Raw genomic sequence first — 22905 nt, 5'->3', positions numbered from 1 at the left:
TTATAAATCATTCATTAAAAAATCCAACTGTAAGATACTTTTGCTGTGAGGAAAAAATCGAGTAAACTAGCAAGCAAACTATCAATTAGCTTTAATAAATTTCATAACCTAAGTAGATACTGTGATGAACGAACAATTAAACTCAGATAACGAAAATATCAAATCTAAAAGAACCATTCGTAGTTTTGTTTTACGACAAGGTCGTTTAACGAAAGGGCAAGAACAAGCACTAAACAATTTATGGCCTGTTTTTGGAATTGAGTATGATGCAAATTCACCCATTTATTTTGCTACTGGCAAACCAACCGTTTTGGAAATTGGATTTGGTATGGGGGCTTCGTTAATTGAAATGGCTAAAAATGCACCTAATAAAAACTTTTTAGGCATTGAAGTGCACAAGCCTGGGGTGGGGGCTTGTTTAATGGCTATTGAAGAAAACCAATTATCGAACTTAAAAGTGATGTGCCATGACGCTGTTGAAGTATTAGAAAATATGATCCCTAATCATTCACTAGATAAAGTGCAAATCTTTTTCCCTGATCCATGGCATAAAGCAAGGCATAACAAACGTCGTATTATTCAGCCTAAATTTGTACAATTAATTCGCCAAAAATTAAAATTGGGCGGTATTTTGCACTTAGCAACGGATTGGCAACATTATGCAGAACATATGTTAGATGTTTTAAATCAGGCAGAAGGTTTTGAAAACTTATCGCCAAGTAGCAACTACATTCCAAGACCTGATGATAGACCGATTACTAAATTCGAAAAACGAGGCCAGAATTTAGGTCACGGCGTTTGGGATCTCCAATTTGTAAACAAATAATTATGTAAAGGAGCTACTATGCAAAATGAAACGATCAATCTACTTTGTCAGCATCGCTCTATTCGTGCTTATAAATCAATAGATTTAACTCAAGAGCAAATAATGTCAATTGTTAGATCAGCTCAGTCGGCTTCTAGCTCTAATTTTATTCAATGTTCGACAATTATTCGTATTACTGACCCCAATAAGCGTGAAAAACTAGCTTATTATGCTGGTGGCCAAAAATATGTTAACCAAGCCCCTGAATTTTGGGTGTTTTGTGCCGATTTTAATCGGCATTATCAAATTGATCCACAACTAAGCCTAGGGAAAGCTGAGCAGCTATTATTGGGCTGTATTGATACTGCTATTATGGCACAAAATGCAGTGATTGCTGCTGAATCCTTAGGATTAGGCGCTGTATACATTGGCGGATTGCGCAACAGCCTTGATAAAGTTACTCAATTACTTGACTTGCCCAAATACGTCCTTCCACTTTTTGGACTTTGCCTTGGCTATCCAGATGATAATCCAGAAATAAAACCAAGATTACCACAAGATCTAGTCTTTTTTGAGAACCATTATCGCCCCATTGATAGGGAAATTTTGGCAAAATATGATGTTCAAATGGATGATTACTATAAAACTCGTAGTACTAATCAAAAAGCTGGCGGTTGGAGCAATAAAATTGTGAATACAATAAACAACGAGCAACGCGATTTTGTTTTAAATTATTTGCATAAACAAGGATGGATCGTCAAATGAATAATAATCATTATCAGCTAGATAAAGTCGTTATAATTAGTCGCCACGGTATTCGTACTCCATTACACAATACTTTACAGTTTTTAGAAAAAGCAACGCCTTTTAAATGGCCAAAATGGAACCATCCATATGGTTATTTAACAACACGAGGTGGCGTGTTAGAAGCCTATTTTGGCCACTATTTATCAACTTGGCTTGAAAAACACAATATAAAATTATCAAAAACCGATACCAAATTATTTGTGTATGCTAACAGCCTGCAAAGAACAGTTGCAACCGCTCAATTCCTGGCAATTGGCGCCTTTGCTGGGTATGATATTCCTATTCATCACAAATATTCTATTGAAAATATGGATCCTATTTTCGATCCTAGTTTGCGAGATGATTCGCCAGAATTTAAATATGCAGTATTGCATGATATTAAAGAAGCCAACAAAGCCACCAACATCTTTGAAAATCTAGCACCTGCTTATCAAATCCTTTCCGATATTTTAGATTATAAACATTCAAAATTATATGCCGAATATCAATGTAATTTAGCTAAAATCCCATCACAACTCTATTTCAAAAAACATGAAGAACCAGCGCTACTTGGGCCTCTTGCAATAGGAACTTCGGCCGTTGATGCGTTTTTATTACAATACTATTCAGCCTTTCCCAAAGAACAAATTGCATGGGGAAGACTAACTAGCCAAGAACAGTGGCAACAAATTATCGCTATTCGTAATCAATATATTCGTTTAGTTTTCCAATCTAAAACGCTTGCTAAACATTCTGCTACGCTCATTATTAATATGATAAGTGATCTAATACAACGAGATAATAAAGTAAACCTACTTGTTGGCCATGATAGCACTATTGCCGCATTACTTGGTGCATTAGACTTTAAAAGCTATCAACTACCAAATCAATTTGAAACAACGCCTATTGGTGGTAAGGTCACTTTACAGCGTTTTCGTCACCTACCTACAGATAAATACTTTTTTAATGCCGAATATATTTATCAAAGCTTTGAACAACTACATAGCGGGCAAGCGCTTGATGCCAATAATCCACCACAACATTATCAACTACATTTGAACAATGCTTCTGTTAATAGTGATGGTTATTACGATTGGTTAGACTTTGAAAAACGAATGAAACCTTTTATAACAAAATAATGCACGATTCAATTATCCGACTAACACCATAAATAGCTAATAATTATAAAAGTTAGGCTAATTTTATTTAGCAAAAGGTTAATTATCAAAACGTTTCAGGTAGAATTACATTTAAGTATAAATATTTATTGTTGGGCTTACTTGAATATTAGGCAGGTATAATATTCAAGTGAGCTAAATTAGCACAATAATATAATTTATTTCAAAACCAATTGCCATCTAGCAATTCCAACCAATTATTTTAATCTTATTTTTCTAAATTCTAAACATAAATCTAGATGGGTAAAGTTATATAAAATACAAAATAAAATTAGTAATGAAATACAATCGATTTTACCAAGTGTTATCCCGATCACTTTTTCCTCGTTCATTCCATTATTTGCCCTTTTTTTTGACTTTTAATTAGCCTAATTTTGTGTAAATCAGGGTTAACAAAACATCTTCTTTGGATTGTCATACAGCTTTCTGTGTTGTTTGCCTCATTTTTATCTTTGTTTTAGGATCGTTGCTTCAATTTAATGTAACCTTAGGTGCAATTGCTAGTAGGTTTTGTTTTGCAAAACAACTATATGTTATGTTTATATAGGTTTTATGTATGTTAAAATAGGATTTGAAAGATCATACCTAGTTTTTGGTTTTATCGCATTTAGTTTTACGCGAATATCTTCTTTCACACTATCAGTCCGTGGTCCATGGGATCTATGGAAGCAGAAAAACAGCGAACAATCTGAGCTCTGACAGATACTCTCTGTAATAATTACATTAGATTAGGGTATATTATGAAAATATTAGTTACTGGTGGATGCGGATATATAGGAAGCCATACGTGTGTCCAACTTATTAAATCCGGTTATACACCAATTATTATTGATAATTTGTTCAACAGTAAAGTATCAGTATTAGATAGAATACAAAAAATCACAGGTCAATCGGTCGATTTTTATCAAGGTGATGTGTGTGATGAAAAATTATTAGCTAAGATCTTTACAGAACATGATATCAAAGCAGTGATTCATTTTGCTGGGCTAAAAGCAGTTGGTGAATCAGTACACAAACCTCTCGAATATTATGAAAATAACGTTTACGGCAGTATCACTCTAATGAAAGCAATGCGAAAGGCAGGTGTTAAGCAGCTAGTGTTTAGCTCGTCGGCCACCGTCTATGGCGAACTCGCCCCTGTACCTTATGTTGAAACCTTGCCACAAGGGCTACCGACTAGCCCATATGGCAAAAGTAAATTAATGGTAGAACAATGTATCATGGATTTAGCTGTTGCCGAATCTGATTGGTCACTGACTATACTACGGTACTTTAATCCTGTTGGGGCCCATTCAAGTGGATTGATGGGCGAAGATCCTCTAGGCATTCCTAATAATCTTATGCCATATATTACTCAGGTTGCTGTAGGTAAGCGAGAATCATTAGCTGTTTTTGGTAATGATTACCCAACAACAGATGGGACTTGTATTCGTGATTTTATACATGTCGTTGATTTAGCTGATGGACATATTGCTGCACTAAAAGCCGATCACAACAAAGCTGGTGTTCATATTTATAATTTGGGTTCTGGTATTGGTTACAGCGTATTACAAGTGATCAAAGCTTTTGAAAAAGTATCAGGAAAAGCGCTTAACTGGCACTTTGCGCCAAGGCGATCTGGCGATTTACCCGCATTTTGGGCTGATGTCAAAAAAGCAGAACATAAATTAGGTTGGAAAACCAAATTAACACTAGATGACATGGTAAAAGACTCGTGGAATTGGCAATCAAATAACCCTCAAGGCTATCCTGATTAAGTTGTATGGCATCGATAAAATAAGCAAAATTAAAATAGAAGTAAAAATAGCTAATTTAATCCGATTGCTCACCCTTTGTCGCTATAATTTATTAATCAACCAATAGGTGCGCGTTTCGCCACATAGAGTGAAACGCCCTTGGTCAATGCAACAAGAAACATTTACTCAAGAATAAAATCCTAGTTATTATTCAACTTGTTTTTTGTACCTTAGATGGCGCCAAGTTAGCATTAATTGGTCAAGATGCCGAAAACCAATTGTGGCATAATAGTTCAATTAATATCTGCACTTGAACAAAGTCAACATGCATTACTGATCGATTGCCGATCATTAAAAGCTAAACTTGTTTCTATTCCTAGAGATTTTTCTGTGATTATCATTAATTCAAATATCAAACGAAGTTTAATTAACAATGAATATAATGTTCGATGTACACTATGTGAGGTAGCAGTCAAAGCCCTTAAAGTAAAATAACTAAGAGATGCTTCATTAACCGAATCACAATATATTTAAAACTTGCTTGCTCCCATTGTATTCAAACGGTCTCATTATGTAATCACTGAAAACGAACGCACGCTAAAAGTGACGCAAGCTTTAGTGGTAATTATAAATTATTATCAATACTTACGATCAATAGCCACAACTTAACGCGTGATGATTATTGAAATAATTCACGGCGTAATTGGTAAACTAGATGGTGTACGGATGGTTAGTGGTAGCTTTGGCGGATATGTTGTGGTATTAGTGCCAAAAGATAAAGTCAATGCGGTTAGAGCGGTTGTTAGCGATAATTAAGCTAACAAATTGGTATTAAAGAAGGTTTTTACAACTGTAAATAAAGTGAATGGAGTAGTGCGATATTCTTATAAAACAAATTATTACACTTTTAAATAGGCAAGCAATTCATATCAAATTTCCAAACTGAGGAGGTGACATGGTTTTCTTGTATATTATCTGTTAACGAGAAAAATTGCGAAGCCTTACTTGAATGCCAATCACTAGAACAATACCAACAATAAGATGCCTATTTAGGTGTTACAATTGATATTAACAATAAACATTATCTAATTAGCACTAACCAATGTGCCAATCTGTTATATGGTGGAAAATTAGGTTTTGACAAAAAACGATAGCAAATTTAAGCCCAATTCGAGCAACAGGTAACATTTTGATTAATTTCTCCTGATAAAGAGTAGGGTGGCTGGCTAGCTGAGTGTAAAAGTCACTTATATACTTGCCGATTATAACAAAGTTATTATTGCGTTCCACGCAATCTCAACAAAAGCCACATCAGTTAATTTAACTAATTATGCTTATTTTAATCTTAATGGAGAAACAAGTTAGAATATCCTTAATCACAGTTTAAAAGCAAATGTCAATTATGCTCTACCTGTGGTGCTAACGTCATTCACAATAATTATTTGGTGAAAACCATCAAGTACGATATGGGTTTGTAATAACCCGAACTTTTATTTAGGCAAACTACATGAAAGATGAAAGCCTTGAGCGGTAAATAAATGGCGGTTATGGGCATATTTACTTATTAGATAAAACACTGACTACTCAACTCAACTTATTTTACTTGCGCAAAAAGTAATAATGAATGTAATAACAACTCAACCTTCATTACAAATATATACAGGTTGTTTTTTCAGAATAAGCCAAACTGATACAATGGTAAATATGGGAATTTTGCAGGTGTAGCACTAGAAGCACTGTTTTTACCTGATAGTTCTCGTCATATTGAATGGTCACAACCAAGTAGGCTTTTACAGACTTAACAAATTCATGATCACCTAACGACTTAATTTGTATAAATTAAATCATTTGACTCATTTATGGACATATATTGATAGAAACTAGCTTTTTTCTGTAAGTATTCCCCCGTATCTGTAAATTGAATAAAAGAATTTGTATGTTTAAACTAACAATCCTAATCAAAATTGGGTATGATACGGTTATCATACCCAATGGATAAATATAAAATATGACAAGCAAAGCCTTAACAGCTATTTTTCCGGGCACTTTTGACCCTATCACCAATGGTCATATTGACCTTGTGACACGAGCCTCGCTACTATTTCCTCGATTAATCGTTGCTATTGCTGAAAATCCTAATAAACAAACACTGTTTACTCTAGAAGAACGGGTAAATTTAGCATCAACTTCGGTCGAGCACTTGCTTAATGTCGAAGTGATAGGATTTGATAATTTAATGGCAAATTTTGCTCAAACTCATAATGCTACAGTCATTGTTCGTGGAGTCCGAACAACACACGATTTTGAATACGAAAGGCAACTTGCTGAAATGAATCGTGCGTTAAAATCCGATTTAGACACCATTTTTTTAATGCCATCAATTGCGATGGGGTTTATTTCATCAACAATCGTGAAAGATGTCGCCTATCATGGTGGTAATATCACAAATTTAGTGCCAAAGCATGTCAAAACAGAATTACTCAAACGCTTAATATAAATTAAAAAAACGTCTATGGCTAATTTTTATACCCAACAGAAAAAAAAACTTACTAAACAAAAATTGACAGTAACAATTGCATCCTTAGATGCTTTTGGGCAAGGAGTTGCTAGTTATAAAGGTAAAACAGTTTTTGTTAAATCAGCTTTGCCTGATGAAACCGTTGATATTGAACTGACTGAAGACAAAAAAAATTATGCTAAAGCCAAAGTCATTAGATATCATAATCAAAGCCAAAATCGCGTTAAACCACAATGTCAATATTATCAGCAATGTGGTGGTTGTGAATTGCAACATATTGCACCTCATTTGCAACAACAAGCAAAATATAATGCATTAATTAACCTGCTACAAAAAGAAACGGGACAATCTTTAGCAAATATTACTCAAAATTCCCCCATAATTATTGCCGATCAGCCTTACCATTATCGGCGGCGAGCAAGGCTTTCAATTAATATAGTTAAAGGCGAATTAGTTATTGGATTTCGCCAAGCTGAGTCAAACAAAATAATTAATATTAAACGTTGTCCCATATTAGTTAATGAATTAGATACACTGCTAATACCATTGCAAAGTATATTTAGCAATTTTAAACAGAAAAAAGCACTTGGTCATATTGAATTAATTTCAGTCGACAGTGGTATTATTATTGTTTTAAGGCATACTATGCCTTTACTTGAGTATGATGCTAACTTATTGAAAGAGTTCGCAGAAAATTACAACCTTTCACTTTATTTTCATGGTAAAGATTTAGTACATATTACAGGTAATACAGAGCATTTTTATTTAATTAATCATTTAAAATTAACTTTTAGCCCTCTAGATTTTATCCAAGTAAATTGTAAAATAAATCAAAAAATGATCAATCAAGCACTTGATTGGTTAACATTACAACCAACTGACCAAGTCTTAGATCTCTTTTGTGGTATGGGTAATTTTTCATTACCTATAGCAACATTAAGTAAAACAGTAACAGGTATTGAAGGTATTGATGCACTGGTTGAAAAAGCAAAATTTAACACTATATTAAATAGTAATAGGATTTGTGCTGAAACCAATTTTTTAGCTAGCAACTTAGACGATACTCAACAATTTTCGATATGGAGCCAATCACAATTTAACAAGGTATTATTAGATCCAGCAAGAGCGGGGGCATTAAATGCAGTAATAGAAATTGCAAAATTAGCTCCATCTAAAATTGTTTATATATCATGTAACCCTGCTACTCTAGCTCGCGATAGCAAACAACTTATAGATGCAGGATACAAAATTGCTCAAGTTGCTATTTTAGATATGTTTCCACAAACCAAACATATTGAATCAATGTTGTTGTTAATAAAATCAGGAACATAATTTATGGTAACTATCAGAGGCGCGCACCAACATCGAGAAGAACATTATTCGCTTGCTCAATTTGAAGTTGAGCAATGGGCAAAACAAGAACTATTATTAGCTAACCCAGCATCTTATAAAAAGTTTAGAGAAGTTTGGGATTTTTGTTTTGAAAACAGCGCTGGAGCCTCTGAGCAATTTTTCTGTTTCCAAAATGCTATCGAAATGGTTGAGATCCTATCGACTCTAAATATGGACATCAATAGTTTATGTGCTGCTTTATTGCTTCCTTTTGTTGATGCCAAAATTATTCGCCGTGAGGATATCCCTGAAGATTTTGATCGTGAAATTTCTCACATCATCTCTAACATTGTTAAAATGAAAGAAATTCGTCAATTGCGTGCAATCCGCAACGGTAGTGCCACAACAGAACAAATTGATAGTATTCGTCGCATGCTATTGGCGATGGTTAATGATTTCCGAAGTGTAGTCATCAAATTGGCTGAGCGTATTACCTATTTACGTAATTTAATCAAATCTCCCCAAGAAGAACAAGTTTTGGTAGCTAAAGAGTGTTTTAATATTTATGCACCATTAGCCAATCGCTTAGGAATAGGGCAATTAAAATGGGAGTTAGAAGATTTCTGTTTCCGCTATTTATTCCCAGACGAGTATCGGCTTATTGCTAAAAAATTGCAAGAAAAGCGATTAGATCGTGAATTATATATCCATCAATTTGTTAAACATCTACAAAAACTGATGAACAAAGATCATATTCGCGCAGAGGTTTATGGTCGTCCTAAACATATTTATAGTATATGGCGGAAAATGGAACGTAAACATCTTGAATTCGAAGATCTATATGATATCCGAGCTGTGCGTATTATCTGCGATCGAATTGAAGATTGTTATAATGCCTTAGGCATCGTCCACAGCCATTACAAACATATCGCTAAAGAATTTGATGATTATGTTGCTAATCCCAAACCAAATGGTTATCAATCAATTCATACTGTCGTTTATGGCCCACAAGATAGGGCCATTGAAATTCAAATCCGTACTGAACAAATGCACAACGATGCAGAACTAGGCGTTGCTGCTCATTGGAAGTATAAAGAAGGTAGTACCGACAAAATGACAGCTTATGACCAGCGAATTTCTTGGTTAAGAAAATTATTAACATGGCAACAAGAAATGTCTGAACGTGGCGAAATTCAAGAAGCCGTTCGTAGTCAGATTTTTGATGACCGGGTTTATGTTTTTACACCGAAAGGCGATGTTGTCGACTTGCCAGCACGATCCACACCACTTGATTTTGCTTATCATATACATAGTGATGTAGGCCATCGTTGTATCGGTGCCAAAGTTGGTGGTCGAATTGTGCCTTTTACCTATAATTTAAAAATGGGCGATCAAGTTGAAGTTATCACTCAAAAACAACCTAACCCAAGCCGTGATTGGCTAAATTCTAATACAGGATTTGTTAACAGTAGCCGAGCAAGAGCCAAAATTCAAGCATGGTTTAAAAAACAAGATCGTGATAAAAATATTGTTGCTGGTGAACAAATACTAGCAAATGAACTTGAACCGCTAAATATTAGTTTAAAAAGTGTCGAAAAAATCTTAATCAATAAATATAATGCTCACTCTTTTGAAGAGGTATTAGCAGGTATTGGTAGTGGTGATGTAAAAATAAATCAATTAGTCAATTTCATCAATGCACAATTTAACAAACCAACAGCGAAAGAAGAAGACGAAGCAGCATTAAAACAGATTGCCCAAAAATTTAATGCACAAACAAAAAATACTAATAAAGCTAGTAATAAAAAAGGCGGTGCAATTATTATTGAAGGTGTGGGTAACCTAATGTATACCATTGCAAACTGTTGTCGCCCCATTCCTAACGATCCAATTACAGGCTTTGTTACTCAAGGACGCGGGATCTCAATTCATCGGGCTGATTGCGAGCAATTACAAGAACTAAAAAATCATGCACCAGATCGTATCACTCAAGCGACTTGGAATAATACTATCAATTCAAGCTACACAATAGCGGTACAAATTATTGCTAACGATCGGAGTGGTTTGTTGAGAGATATTACCACTATTTTAGCTAATGAAAAGGCAAACGTTCTTGGTTTAATTAGCCGCTCAGATATAAAACAACAATTAGCGACTATTGATGTAGACATGGAAATTTCTCATCAAGAATCGTTAAGTCGAATACTCAATAAAATAAAACAGCTATCTGATGTTATTGAAGCCAAACGTTTTCATGGGTAAAACGGCTGGCGGTTAATTAGCAAAATTGCCACAATTTGATCTGTGGCAACATATTGATAATTATATTCTTTCTAAAATTTCAAATTGGTAATCGTAAGCGTTTTTATCGTCGGCTTGATGATTCTCACAATAAGCTTGTCGCCATGAATCAAATCTGTAATCTGGGAAAAAAGTATCGCCTTGTACATTAGCATTGATATGTGTTAAATAGAGCCGATCCACCATAGATAGCACTTGGTGATAAATATTGCCACCACCGATAATAAACGCCTCATCTGCCACTTGGCTTTTAGCCACTAATAATGCTTCATCAATCGACTTCGTCCAGCTAATATGCTCATGGTTAATAACCAATTTTTCAGTTTGGCGACTAATAATAATATTGTGTCGATTGGGCAAAGGTCGACCTATAGACTCAAAGGTTTTCCGTCCCATAATAACAGGTTTATTAAGTGTGTTTTTTTTAAACCATGCCAGATCTGCAGGCAAATGCCAAGGCATCTGATTATTTAAGCCAATAACACGATTATGTGCCATCGCAACAATAATACTTAAAATCATTTTTTCCTTTTTATACATAACCCAAAGATTTAATATGTTTATTTACATTCTCAGGAAACACCGTCTGGCTCCAAAGTCGCTCACTCAAAGAACGTAACGGCTCCTTTTGCCCAGCAACAATCCAATTAGCTAGCGCTGTAGCCACATCAGGATAAATTATCGGCTTTGGCGAGGGTAAATCAAGCCAATACTTTAGCTTAATACCGTTTAAGTTTTCCATAACTGTTGCCATATCAAGTGATTGTAAACATTGAGCATTATAGATTTGTTCAAATTGTCCTGAAACTGGCTTAGTAAGAATTTTTTTACCAAGCGCTAATGCTTCGGAAATCAACGCAAATCCTGTATTTGAAATAATTCCTGAACAACTAATCAGCTCATTTGTAAAACTATCTCTACCTAGTGGTTTCAAAGATACATTGCCATAGCTAGTAACTTGTTTTATCTCTGGATGGAAACAGATAAATTGATAATTATTAAATGGTTTTAACATATTAATCACTTCATCTATGCTTTCAAAAGGCAAGTAGACTACGATCTTGCCATCTTCTGATGGTATAGCTTGGAATGAGTCTATCATTGGTGGTAGTAACTTATGCCCAAAATGAAACCAATGTAGGCCAATAGGTTCAGTTACCGGAGCATAATACTTCATAATCACATTTGCAACTAGCCCATATTCTTTAGGCTTAAGATATTCGCATACGGCCTGATTGCTTATTCCTAAACAGTCACGATCCTGATGATGTGCAGCCCAAGCGCTCACTGGTTCAAAATCGCTGATAATACAGTCATACTTTGATAAATCAAGCTCATACACATCTTTTATAAGCCTGAAAGCTCGGATTCGTTGCACGGTTTTACGAAAATTAATTTTTCCATTCTGTGTTGCAAAAGTTACTCCACGGAAAGTTCTATAATTCCCAAAAACTTCCATATCAAAATAATCTTTAGGATCACGTCCACTGAAAATATAATCAACATCAGCACCAGCTTTTTTCAATGCTTTAGCTAGTGTTCTACAACGACTAACATGACCATTACCTGTTCCTTGAACACCAAAGAGAATTTTCATATCTTTATTATTCGTCAATTTTAACTATATAAATATAATAGCAGAACAGCTTATTATTATGAAAATTATTTTGCATGATTAAATAAAATTATAGCATTAATAGTTATCATAATTCTGCATTGATTGTGGCTAAGCTATCATTTTCTATCTTTTGTTGAGCTTATATATAGATTTTGACAAATACTAATAATTGTTTTTCATTTTGGCAAAAAATGCTAATATATCATTGTTATGACTGTAATTAATTATTGGCAAAAAATTAGCAAACGCTTAATTATCAAAACCGCTTTATCGCACTTATTATTAGGTGTGATTGCTACTGGATTTGGTTTTCACCAAGAAAATGCATTGCCTGCTCAACAGCTGATTTCTCAGGTTGATATTATTACTATTACTGCAATAGTACAAGAGCATCAATCCCAATTAAAAATTAAACCTCAAACATTCGTCTCATCACAAAAACAGTATTTTGATAAGCAAATTCTTTTACAAAATAATGATGCTCTTTGTCTAAATACAACCATTAGATTATCACCAAATAATGGAATAAGAGCTGGTCCTCACGTTGCCATATAAAGAGTTTATCACTCAATTAAATGAATTTGCCCTATTATAAGGCTATAAGCCTTTATTATTTGTATAAAAAGAATAAGAGAGAAGTTATGTTATTAAAATTATTAACAAAAGTATTCGGTAGCCGTAATGATCGTGTATTAAAAAGTATGCGCCAGCGAGTTGAAAAAATTAATGCACTTGAACCAGCAATGGAAGCATTGTCAGATGCAGAACTAAAAGCAAAAACGGCAGAGTTTAAACAAAAAGTTGCAGCAGGGACCAAATTAGATAATATTTTAGAAGAAGCTTTTGCTGTAGTTCGTGAAGCAAGTAAGCGCGTATTTGGCATGCGCCATTTCGATGTTCAGTTAATTGGTGGTATGGTATTAAATGAACGATGCATTGCAGAAATGCGTACTGGTGAAGGTAAAACCTTAACAGCGACATTACCAGCCTATTTAAATGCGTTAACGGGCAAAGGTGTGCACATCATTACGGTTAATGATTACTTAGCGCAACGCGATGCAGAAAATAATCGCCCTTTATTCGAATTTTTAGGCTTAACTGTTGGTATTAACCTACCCAATATGCCGCCACAAATAAAGCGAGAAGCTTACAATGCAGATATCACTTACGGCACGAATAATGAATATGGGTTTGATTATTTACGTGACAATATGGTGTTTAGCAAAGATGCTCGTGTACAACGACCACTTTATTATGCTTTAGTTGATGAAGTTGACTCAATATTAATTGACGAAGCAAGAACACCGCTAATTATTTCAGGACAAGCTGAAGATAGTTCCGATAGATATATCAGTATTGATAAGATTATCCCTTATTTAATTCGTCAAGAAAAGGAAGACTCTGATCAGTTTCAAGGCGATGGAGACTTTTCAATTGATGAAAAATCACGCCAAGTTAACTTAACTGAACGAGGATTAATAAAAGTCGAAGAGTTATTGATTAAACAAGGCATTATGAAGAGTAATGAATCACTTTATGCACCAAATAATATTGTTTTAATGCATCATGTTAATGCTGCTCTACGTGCCCATCATCTATTTCACCGCGATGTTGATTATATTGTTAAAGATAACGAAATCATCATTGTTGACGAACACACAGGTCGAACAATGGAGGGACGTCGTTGGTCTGATGGATTGCATCAAGCAGTTGAAGCGAAAGAACATGTTAAAATCCAAAATGAGAACCAAACACTTGCTTCAATTACATTCCAAAACTATTTCCGATTATATGAAAAATTAGCTGGTATGACAGGCACAGCGGACACTGAAGCATTTGAATTTAATCAGATTTACGGTTTAGATACAATTGTTATCCCAACTAATCGTCCTATGCAAAGAAAAGATCACCCTGATCTTGTTTACATAACTGAAATAGAAAAGATCAATGCAATTGTAGCTGATGTACAAAAATGTGTAAAAACAGGACAACCTGTTTTAGTTGGAACAGCTTCAATCGAAAAATCTGAACTAGTCTCACAAGCATTTAAAAAAGCAGGAATTAAACACAATGTGCTAAATGCTAAGTTCCATGCTCAAGAAGCCGAAATCATTGCTAATGCTGGGAGTAAAGGAGCAGTTACTATTGCAACTAACATGGCGGGGCGAGGGACCGATATTATGCTTGGCGGGAACTGGCAAAATGATATAGCAAAAATTGAAAACCCAACACCTGAAGATATCGAAAAGGCAAAACAAGCGTGGCAAACAAAACATGAAGAAATTTTAGCACTAGGTGGATTATATATTTTGGGTACAGAGCGTCACGAATCGCGCCGTATTGACAACCAACTACGTGGTCGTGCTGGCCGTCAAGGCGATCCAGGTGCTTCTCGTTTTTACCTATCACTTGAAGATCCATTAATGAGAATTTTTGCATCTGAGCGTGTGGGTAACATGATGCGTAAACTAGGTATGACAGATGAAGCTATTGAACACCCATGGGTAACAAAAGCAATAGCCAATGCGCAAAAGAAAGTTGAAAACCGCAATTTTGATATCCGTAAACAACTTCTTGAGTATGATGATGTCGCCAATGAACAACGTAAAGTAATTTATCGTGAACGAAACGACTTACTTGATAATACCGATATCAAAGATACTATTGATTCAATCCGAGGAGATGTATTCAATACCCTAATTGACCAATATATTCCACCGCAATCAATTGAAGAAATGTGGGACATTTCAGGGCTTGAAGTAGCGCTAAAAACAGATTTTGATTTGGATCTACCAGTGGCAAAATGGCTAGATGAAGAGCAAAATTTACATGAAGAAACATTGCGTGAACGCATCTTACAAATGGCAAAAGACAGGTACTTAGAGAAAGAAAATATTGCTGGTGCTGACGCATTTAGGCAGTTTGAGAAAAGTGTTATGTTACAAACACTTGATACTCTTTGGAAAGAACATTTAGCCGCCATGGATTATTTGCGTCAAGGTATTCATTTACGTGGCTACGCGCAAAAAGATCCAAAGCAAGAATATAAACGCGAATCATTTAATATGTTTGCTAGCATGTTAGAATCGTTAAAATATGATGTTATTGGTATTTTGAGCCGTGTGCAAATTCGTTCACAAGAAGAAGTTGATGAAGCAGAACGCCAACGTCTAGCTGAAATGGAAAAACTAATGGCTAAGCAACAAGCTAATCATGAGTCAGTAGTGAGCATGAGTGGTGAAAATGAAAGCCAATCAGTAGCTCAACCGATAATGCGTACACAAGCTAAAGTTGGGCGCAATGATCCATGCCCTTGTGGTTCAGGTAAAAAATATAAACACTGCCATGGATCTGTTCAATAAGATAATAATTTAGTATGATTGAGCAAAATTGATGCTTAAATCGTCGATTAAGATCGACAAGAACTAAAAGGGAAAGGTTAAGCTTTCCCTAACCTAAATTATAGACAAACACAATTATGAAAAAACATACTGAAATTGCTGTAGGTATTATTCGTTCACAAAATTGTCAAATTTTTATTACCCAACGCGGTGAAGATTCCCATCTAGCGGGATTTTGGGAGTTTCCTGGAGGGAAAATAGAAGCAGGAGAAATACCCTATCAAACCCTACAACGTGAAATTGCTGAAGAAGTTGACATTCATATCCACCAAGCCCAATTCTTAAAAACAGTCGAACACAGTTATGATGATCGCGATATTACTATCTATGCTTATTTAGTAGAAGAATGGGATGGTGTTCCTTTTGCAAAAGAAGGGCAACCCAGCCGTTGGGTAGATCAGCAAGATTTAAATGCTGATGAGTTCCCTGATGCTAATCGACCAATTATCGAAATGCTTAAAAATTTGGATAAACAAATTTAGCCCATTTATAATGATTTAGTTTTAATTGCCTTTCTCATTATGCAATCTTATGTTTTAATGTGAGGGTATTTTTAATTTTTCATTATAAATTAATATGCCATATAGAACTACATAACAAGAGAGTTATACTGTGCACATTACTATCAAATTAAACTTTTAACCATAAACCGAAAGTCTTAAGCAACAAACTGAACAAAAACATACTAATCATATATTTTTATAGAAGATTAATTATGTGCTAGGAAACAAAATTTACATAATATATAATGCCGAGAATTTTTAATGTTACTTATCATTAAAAATTGTATTGTTAAAAATAATATTAAGGTTTTAATTGTTATGAAAGAATATAAGGTAGTTGTTTTCCAAGAAGGCGCATTGTCTTCATTACTTTTAGGCTCAGCGAATGCTAACGAGGTTAAATTTTCCGAATTTTTAAATCAAAATGCTAAAGATGGCTGGCGTGTAGTGACGATGGAAAAAGATATGCGTCGTTTATTTTTATTTTGGAAAAGGGAAGCCTATTTAATTGTAATGGAACGCGAACGCAACTAAGCTTACCTCTATAGGGGATAAGCTGATACCAGATTGGGAGACACAATATATCTATTAATTATATTGTATCTCCCACTAAATATGCTTAGTTAAGCCTAATCAATTACTATATTACCTATTGTCAAAAAGCTTAAGAAAGTACTACGCTTCAGTATAAAAAATTTTAAGTATTACGATTTAATTTTTGTTCTGCCAGAGCTAAAAAAACAATACCAATAATAATGAATAGCCCACCAAGCATACGTATAAATGCAATTGGCTCATCAAATGCAATAGCCGAAACCAACATTACCGTAACTAACTGTAAATGAGAAACGGCAAAAGCAGGGCCTACAGGTGCTTTTTTTAATAATATCATCCATGTGACAAATGCTCCAGTATACCCAATAATTACCAAATAAACCCACCTATGAGTAAAAATACGGATAAACCAATCAATACTCATTTCAAGGGGCATCGCCGATAATGCGGTTAACTTAAAGCTTGTTTGACCAAACGTATCAAAAAACAATAGTAAGATAAACCCAATAATATAAAATTTTTTCATTACGTAAGTCCAACCAAAACTACGCCTATCGTAATAAAAAGGATACCAATAAGACGAAAGCTCGTCAGATGTTCCTTAAATAAAATCCGGCCAGCTAGCATAACAGTAATCATATTAAATGATCCCAGTAATATTCCTTGAGATAATGGCACTGAGCTTAAAAAAGCTAGCCAAAAAATACAGCCAATAAAGTAAGCAGCAAAACCTAGCCATAACCAATAATTACCAAAAAGTTTTTGCCAATAACGCAGGCCTTGCGTATCTTTGGAATTAATCGCTGCATATTTAAATGCAATTTGCCCGACAGTATCGCAGGCAATATTAATTAACCAAAGAGTAATGATCAAGATTGACACTGTTGACAAAACCCATGTATTTCTAGCACACTATGTTTGATTAAAAAATCAGATTGCTGTGCTAAATTTTTGAATTGATATTCGATATCTTGTGAATGTTTTTCGATGATCTGTTGGCATTTATCGCAAATAAATAAAATTGAAATATGTTCGGGATCTTGGAAATGTGGACAAATAATATAGCTATTGGTGGACTCCACTTTATGAATAAAACCTTGTTCAAGTAAAAATTCAAGTGCACGATAAATTGTCGGTGGTTTAGCCTGTGGTTCACTGACTTTGAGCAGATCTAAAAGATCGTAGGCACTCATTGCTTTATTTGCTGTCAGCATTATATCTAAAACAGTTCGACGTTGTGTCGTCAGTTTTGTACCTCGATTTTTGCATAAAGTTTCGATCTTTTCAATTAGCAGGTTATGCATTCGGTTTCCTTTGCCTTTCGTCATTGCTTTTTTGAGCGGCTTTTCTTCGTCTTATTTCTTTTGGATCATTGATTAATGTTCGGTAGATTTCAATCCGATCCCCATTTTTAACCAGTTCATTAACATCGCAACGTTTTCCGTAGATGCCAACTAAATTTTCATCTAATTTAATTTGACATTTTGATAAGATATTGGATTTTTTTATTGCTTGCAAGATGTTTGTTTTTTCGTCAACTTCACAATCAATAACTGTTACATTATTTGGTAATGCATAAACAATTTGAATATTTATCATTTTAATATATTTGCCTTGCTCTTTGTGAAAACGCATTGACCATATTAGTCATCAACTCTTTAAATATGGGAGTAAAAGCAATATCTAATAACTTATTTTTAAACTCAAAATCTAAGCTAAAACTAATTTTACTTTGACTTTCACTTATTGAAGTAAATTGCCATTTTCCCGACAGGTATTTAAATGGTCCTTCAAGCAATTTAATATCAATAGAATGTGGTTGATTAATTAAATTTATTGTAGTAAAAGCTTTTTTAAAGCCTAATTTTTCAACTTCAATAAACGCAGTCAACGTATTATCTTGTTTGCTAATAATACCAGTTGCGATACAATCGGGAACAAATTCGGGATATTTGGTAATATCATTGACTAAACTAAACATTTGTTCTATAGAATAAGGTTCAATAACCTCACGAAAAACATGTGCCATAAGAAATTAAATAAAAAAATAAAATTAGTAGCATATAATATCATGTAACTCTATAATATAGCATATTATGACTAAGAAAAAATTACACAAGCCGGGTGCGGCAACTATAGCTTTAAATAAACGCGCACGCCATGAGTACTTTATTGAAGAGGAAATTGAGGCGGGCTTATCTCTGCAAGGTTGGGAAGTGAAATCACTACGTGCGGGAAAAGCAAATATTAGTGATAGTTATGTTTTGCTTAAAGACGGTGAAGCATGGTTATTTGGGGCTACTATTACACCACTTAATGTCGCATCAACTCATGTTGTATGCGAACCTATGCGTAATCGCAAATTATTATTAAACGAAAGAGAGCTTAATTCCTTATTTGGTCAAATTAATCGCCAAGGTTATACGGTTGTTGCCCTTTCGCTTTATTGGAAAAACGCTTGGGCAAAAGTAAAAATTGGTGTTGCCAAGGGTAAAAAAGAGTACGACAAACGCACAGATATTAAAGAGCGTCAGTGGCAAGTTGACAAAGCACGGATTATGAAAAACGCTAACCGTTAATAATATCAGCATCGCTCTAACGGTGGCGTATAATTTGTGGTTTGATAAAAAAAGCTTTGTTTTTTAATTCTTTGAATTTAAGTAGGGCATCAATTACATCGACACAAGTGTAAGCCATGCTTTGAAAATCTTGAGCAATAGTATCAATTGGATAGTAAGAATAATTCAGATAAATATTATAATCATAAGAACATAAATAGATTTGTTGTGGTTTAACTTCCACTTCCACTAAGTAGCTAAGCACTTCTTGTAATATATTACATGAAGGAGTAAAAATAGCCTTTGGCAGTCGTCCTAATTTTTTGTGAAGCTGTTTGAGTAATTCATATCCTTTATTGGGACAATAGTCATCACTCACTAACCATTGTGAGTTAACGCTTAATCCAACCTGTTGAAGACCTTTTTTAAAGCCTTGCAATCTGGCTTCTATTGAAGTTAATTGTGTATCACATCCAATGAAATAAAATTCGTCTAATTGTTTAGCATATGGATAAATTAACTCTGCAACAGAGTGTAATGATTCACTCGTGATAAACGGCAATGAAGTATCTTTAATATAACGATCGAAAAACAATACTGGCGTATTTTGATTAATATCAACATAAAACTCATCACTATTTAATGAAGTAACAACGATCATAGCATCAACTTTTCGTTCAACTAAGTTTTGTGCCACTTTAATTTCTATTTCTTTATTATAATGACTACAAGTTATTAATAATTGTATGTTTTTTTGCCTAAATGAAGATTCTAAATAGTGCAGAAACATAGAAAAAAAAGAATTAGACATGTCTGGAACTATCACGCCTATGGTATCCGTACTATTTGCTTTAACCAGATATTGGCGAATATGGGCTTGATCACTGTACTGTTCTGCAATGGATAGAACACGTTGCCGTGTTTGTGTTGAAATGCGATATTTTTTATCTCGTTTATTAAAAATATGGCTGACTGTCGTTGCCGACACGCCAGCCAAACGAGCAATATCATTGATTTTTAATTTATTACTCGCCATAGCACTATCTCCTTTATATATTAACGAGGAGTGCGTAGTTGTTTATTAGGAAATATTGGGTTGCTATTAGCCGAAGGGTTTTGGTACCAATACGCAACACTAGCAATATCGTCACAACGCTCATACAATCTTATATCATCATTACCTATTTGTTGAAATGCAAGTTTAATATTTTTGTGAAATGCAATGGGATCAGGTAAATGCCAACGATATAGCCCATGCATTGGTAGAGCATCATCACCAAAACCATGTACAGGATTAGCGTCCCCTGTTTGAAAAAAGTCACGAGTTGCATCACGTTTAGTTTGATAAGGATACCCCATAAATAACGTTTGGAAGCACTTAGCTGATGGGCGACCTTGGCTATCACGATTATGAAATGCCCATGCTCCACCAAAATAATCTTCAGATCCTGTTGAATGTTGAGTTGGATATTCGCTATCATCATCAAGGTAAAACTTAAACTCTCCTTCTCCCCACCAGTAACGTTCCAAAGCGGTTAGAGCTAAGTAAGTACCGACATAATAACCATGTCCTTCGATATTATCTAATAGCACATAATCTTCGGCATAATTAGTTACTCGTTGCCTACGCCATTGAGCATGAAAATAAAGTGGAGCCTCAAATGGTTTTGGCATTAAGGCATAATTAATAGTAAAGAAGAAATGCTGTAGATCAGCTTCATGTTCATTTTGAATTTCAATTCTCGCTTTTTTATTAAATGGCATTCTAAAATAACTATTAAATCCCCCTGTAGGATTAACTACGATTGGCATTGAATTAATATCACATCTTGCCCCAAAGCCATTACAAAAGAAATCACCAATCGGGCTTTCGACTGATGGCACTGATTCATCATCCCAGTAAATGCGAATAACAACATCACGTAACACAAAACTACCGCAATGTGTTCTATCAGTTAAGGTAAACCACATATGACGAATTTCTGCAGGTCCTGAAATTTCGGCAATAGTGACTGTTTTACCAGCAGGAATTGAAATGCATCCCTGTCCTTTACGGCTTGGACCTAAAATGCTTGCTTTCATGCAAGATTTACCTTTTTCTCCTGTCATATTTTCTGGCGAAATGGTTCTAGTCTGTTCAAAGTGAAATTGTGTTACTGAATTATATATGTTCATTATCAATCCTTACTAACGTTTATAAAATGCAATTTGTTAAAACTATTTATATTTAAATAATTTTTTTATTTATGTATTTTGCTTTTTTATCACCGCATAAAAAGAAAATAGCAAAAATCATAAATCCTAAAACGACTAACCCAAGATGATTAAATGTTGTTGATGCACCATTGGTATCGTAAAAATCACCGACAAGAGTAGAAAACAAAATAACACCAACAGAGCCTGCAACCTGATAACCGATTAAAAAGACGGTTGCTGAAAGACGAGCATTAAAATTAATATCAATATATTTAAATACGGAAACTAAAATGGTAGAAATTTCTAAACAGTGCATAAGCTTAATGATTGAAATAATGGCAATACTACTAACATGCCCTGTGAGGAAGATGCGAGAAGCTGAAATAAATGCCGCAAAAATCAAAGCATTTTTTGCCCCAACACGATTTACAACAAATGGCACACAAAACATTACAGCAGCTTCTAGAAAAACTTGAAACGAGTTCAAGATACCATATAAGCGATAGCCATCATTTACATCTTCAAATTGCTGAGTAAAATAAACAGGAAACAATTGCTGATCATAGATATTATAAAGACTATAGGTACCAAGCACATAAACAACAAATATCCAGAATTTTTTTAGCGCAAAGACAGACATAATTTCGTTAAAACTTAATTTGTCCTTTTTCTGAAAAATCGCTTCTGATGATTTGCTTAAATCTGGTTTAAAATTAAAATTTAGAATCATAAAACAGATTCCTACGACTGATGCAGCCCAGAAATTCAAATGAGGATTTATGCTAATCAAAATACCAGCAATAAAAGTACCTACAGCATAAGCAATACACCCCCAAGTGCGACATTGACCAAATTCAAATCCAAATGCTCGGCTAATTTTTTCACAATAGGAGTCAATTAACCCCATTCCAGCAACCCAACCAAACCCCAAAAAGAAACTACCAAAAATAACGCCGATATAAAAACTATGCTGTAATAGAGGTTCATAAACATAAATTAATGCAGGAGCAGCACAAGTAATAATGATACTTTGAAACCAGACAAGATGTTTTTTCAGAACTAATTTATCCTGATAAACACCATATACAATCATAATAATTAGTGAAATAAAATAGTTAAATGAATAGATAATACCAGTTTGTTTTGCGGTTAAACCAATTTCTTTGCTTAACCATATGGCATAAAAAGAAAAAACAAAACTACCTGCAGCGTAATACATAAAACTGTAACAGGAAGCGAACCAATAAGTTGGCTTGTTATAAAATGCAGTTGTCATAATTTATCCTATAAAGAGTGAACTACTGCAATTGAGTATGCAGAGCTAAAAATTTAGCTTTAAAAGGTTTATTGGATAAATGTGATCAACATCAAAATTATTTTATTAACTTAGATAAGAAAAATTATTGTGGACAACTTTA

General features: G+C 34.3%; 25 protein-coding genes. 15 read left to right on the top strand and 10 right to left on the bottom strand.

Features of this window, described 5'->3' with window-relative positions:
* Positions 1–121: 121 nt before the first annotated feature.
* From trmB to relA, 10 genes are all read left to right on the top strand, one after another.
* Positions 122–826, top strand: a complete 705-nt coding sequence (trmB, locus tag A9G45_RS03475; RefSeq protein WP_065567625.1) for a tRNA (guanosine(46)-N7)-methyltransferase TrmB — start codon at positions 122–124, stop codon at positions 824–826.
* A gap of 18 nt (positions 827–844) precedes the next feature.
* Positions 845–1570 (top strand): oxygen-insensitive NADPH nitroreductase, encoded by a 726-nt coding sequence (nfsA, locus tag A9G45_RS03470; protein ID WP_065567624.1) that lies wholly within the window; start codon positions 845–847, stop codon positions 1568–1570.
* Positions 1567–2730 (top strand): histidine-type phosphatase, encoded by a 1164-nt coding sequence (locus A9G45_RS03465; protein WP_176701637.1) that lies wholly within the window; start codon positions 1567–1569, stop codon positions 2728–2730. Before nfsA ends, A9G45_RS03465 begins: the two co-directional genes overlap by 4 nt.
* A 549-nt stretch (positions 2731–3279) precedes the next feature.
* Complete coding sequence (locus A9G45_RS14890) at positions 3280–3468, top strand: MFS transporter (protein ID WP_442903031.1); 189 nt, start codon at positions 3280–3282, stop codon at positions 3466–3468.
* A gap of 41 nt (positions 3469–3509) precedes the next feature.
* Positions 3510–4526 carry a UDP-glucose 4-epimerase GalE gene (gene galE / locus A9G45_RS03460; protein WP_065567622.1) on the top strand — a complete coding sequence of 339 codons (1017 nt, stop codon included), beginning with the start codon at positions 3510–3512 and terminating at the stop codon, positions 4524–4526.
* Positions 4527–5180: 654 nt separating this feature from the next.
* Positions 5181–5321, top strand: a complete 141-nt coding sequence (locus A9G45_RS14330; RefSeq protein WP_176700903.1) for a hypothetical protein — start codon at positions 5181–5183, stop codon at positions 5319–5321.
* 414 nt (positions 5322–5735) lie between these two features.
* Positions 5736–5870 carry an aldose epimerase family protein gene (locus A9G45_RS14885; protein ID WP_081297805.1) on the top strand — a complete coding sequence of 45 codons (135 nt, stop codon included), beginning with the start codon at positions 5736–5738 and terminating at the stop codon, positions 5868–5870.
* A gap of 643 nt (positions 5871–6513) precedes the next feature.
* Positions 6514–7002 carry a pantetheine-phosphate adenylyltransferase gene (gene coaD / locus A9G45_RS03450; protein ID WP_065567620.1) on the top strand — a complete coding sequence of 163 codons (489 nt, stop codon included), beginning with the start codon at positions 6514–6516 and terminating at the stop codon, positions 7000–7002.
* Positions 7003–7017: 15 nt separating this feature from the next.
* A complete protein-coding gene (rlmD, locus tag A9G45_RS03445) occupies positions 7018–8355 on the top strand; it encodes a 23S rRNA (uracil(1939)-C(5))-methyltransferase RlmD (protein WP_065567619.1) in 1338 nt (445 codons plus the stop codon).
* A 3-nt stretch (positions 8356–8358) separates the two neighbouring features.
* Positions 8359–10617 carry a GTP diphosphokinase gene (gene relA, locus A9G45_RS03440; protein WP_065567618.1) on the top strand — a complete coding sequence of 753 codons (2259 nt, stop codon included), beginning with the start codon at positions 8359–8361 and terminating at the stop codon, positions 10615–10617.
* Positions 10618–10677: 60 nt separating this feature from the next.
* Here relA and folA read toward each other — a convergent pair whose 3' ends face one another.
* Together folA and A9G45_RS03430 are read right to left on the bottom strand one after the other, a co-directional pair.
* Complete coding sequence (gene folA, locus A9G45_RS03435; protein ID WP_065567617.1) at positions 10678–11178, bottom strand: type 3 dihydrofolate reductase; 501 nt, start codon at positions 11176–11178, stop codon at positions 10678–10680.
* 10 nt (positions 11179–11188) lie between these two features.
* Entirely contained in the window at positions 11189–12253 is a 1065-nt protein-coding gene (locus tag A9G45_RS03430) for an MJ1255/VC2487 family glycosyltransferase (protein WP_065567616.1), read from the bottom strand.
* Positions 12254–12484: 231 nt separating this feature from the next.
* On the opposite strand from A9G45_RS03430, the gene A9G45_RS03425 reads away from it, so the two are divergent.
* The 4 genes from A9G45_RS03425 to A9G45_RS03410 all read left to right on the top strand — a co-directional run bounded on the left by A9G45_RS03425 (position 12485) and on the right by A9G45_RS03410 (position 16712).
* The gene (locus A9G45_RS03425; RefSeq protein WP_065567615.1) at positions 12485–12829 is read left to right on the top strand and encodes a hypothetical protein; all 345 of its coding nucleotides are present in this window, start codon (positions 12485–12487) and stop codon (positions 12827–12829) included.
* Positions 12830–12915: 86 nt separating this feature from the next.
* Entirely contained in the window at positions 12916–15636 is a 2721-nt protein-coding gene (gene secA / locus A9G45_RS03420) for a preprotein translocase subunit SecA (protein WP_065567614.1), read from the top strand.
* Positions 15637–15752: 116 nt separating this feature from the next.
* Positions 15753–16157, top strand: coding sequence for an 8-oxo-dGTP diphosphatase MutT (gene mutT, locus A9G45_RS03415; protein ID WP_065567613.1), 405 nt, complete (start codon positions 15753–15755; stop codon positions 16155–16157).
* A 339-nt stretch (positions 16158–16496) separates the two neighbouring features.
* Positions 16497–16712, top strand: a complete 216-nt coding sequence (locus tag A9G45_RS03410; protein WP_065567776.1) for a DUF4177 domain-containing protein — start codon at positions 16497–16499, stop codon at positions 16710–16712.
* Positions 16713–16875: 163 nt separating this feature from the next.
* Here A9G45_RS03410 and A9G45_RS03405 read toward each other — a convergent pair whose 3' ends face one another.
* The 5 genes from A9G45_RS03405 to A9G45_RS03385 are packed head-to-tail and all read right to left on the bottom strand — an operon-like array spanning position 16876 to position 18762.
* The gene (locus tag A9G45_RS03405) at positions 16876–17259 is read right to left on the bottom strand and encodes a DMT family transporter (RefSeq protein WP_065567612.1); all 384 of its coding nucleotides are present in this window, start codon (positions 17257–17259) and stop codon (positions 16876–16878) included.
* Positions 17259–17615, bottom strand: coding sequence for an EamA family transporter (locus A9G45_RS03400; protein WP_065567611.1), 357 nt, complete (start codon positions 17613–17615; stop codon positions 17259–17261). Before A9G45_RS03400 ends, A9G45_RS03405 begins: the two co-directional genes overlap by 1 nt.
* Positions 17603–18037: a zinc uptake transcriptional repressor Zur gene (gene zur / locus A9G45_RS03395; RefSeq protein ID WP_065567610.1), complete on the bottom strand. Its 435-nt coding sequence runs from the start codon at positions 18035–18037 to the stop codon at positions 17603–17605. The genes A9G45_RS03400 and zur overlap by 13 nt, the downstream gene beginning before the upstream one ends.
* Positions 18030–18332: an RnfH family protein gene (locus A9G45_RS03390; protein WP_065567609.1), complete on the bottom strand. Its 303-nt coding sequence runs from the start codon at positions 18330–18332 to the stop codon at positions 18030–18032. The genes zur and A9G45_RS03390 overlap by 8 nt, the downstream gene beginning before the upstream one ends.
* A 1-nt stretch (position 18333) precedes the next feature.
* The gene (locus A9G45_RS03385) at positions 18334–18762 is read right to left on the bottom strand and encodes a type II toxin-antitoxin system RatA family toxin (protein WP_065567608.1); all 429 of its coding nucleotides are present in this window, start codon (positions 18760–18762) and stop codon (positions 18334–18336) included.
* A gap of 67 nt (positions 18763–18829) precedes the next feature.
* Here A9G45_RS03385 and smpB point away from each other — a divergent pair, with 67 nt between their 5' ends.
* Positions 18830–19312, top strand: a complete 483-nt coding sequence (smpB, locus tag A9G45_RS03380) for an SsrA-binding protein SmpB (RefSeq protein WP_065567607.1) — start codon at positions 18830–18832, stop codon at positions 19310–19312.
* Positions 19313–19328: 16 nt separating this feature from the next.
* Here the strand turns inward: smpB and A9G45_RS03375 are convergent, their stop codons facing one another.
* The 3 genes from A9G45_RS03375 to A9G45_RS03365 are packed head-to-tail and all read right to left on the bottom strand — an operon-like array spanning position 19329 to position 22763.
* The gene (locus tag A9G45_RS03375) at positions 19329–20327 is read right to left on the bottom strand and encodes a substrate-binding domain-containing protein (protein WP_065567606.1); all 999 of its coding nucleotides are present in this window, start codon (positions 20325–20327) and stop codon (positions 19329–19331) included.
* 20 nt (positions 20328–20347) lie between these two features.
* Positions 20348–21466: a glycoside hydrolase family 172 protein gene (locus tag A9G45_RS03370; protein ID WP_065567605.1), complete on the bottom strand. Its 1119-nt coding sequence runs from the start codon at positions 21464–21466 to the stop codon at positions 20348–20350.
* Between the two features lie 52 nt (positions 21467–21518).
* Positions 21519–22763, bottom strand: coding sequence for an oligosaccharide MFS transporter (locus A9G45_RS03365; RefSeq protein WP_065567604.1), 1245 nt, complete (start codon positions 22761–22763; stop codon positions 21519–21521).
* Positions 22764–22905: the final 142 nt, after the last annotated feature.

Origin of the sequence: Gilliamella sp. HK2 (assembly GCF_001690265.1) — a bacterium.
In the GTDB taxonomy this organism is placed as follows: domain Bacteria; phylum Pseudomonadota; class Gammaproteobacteria; order Enterobacterales; family Orbaceae; genus Gilliamella; species Gilliamella apicola_C.
The sequence above is the reverse complement of the archived record's forward strand: the minus strand, read 5'-3'. Positions and strand labels throughout refer to the sequence as shown.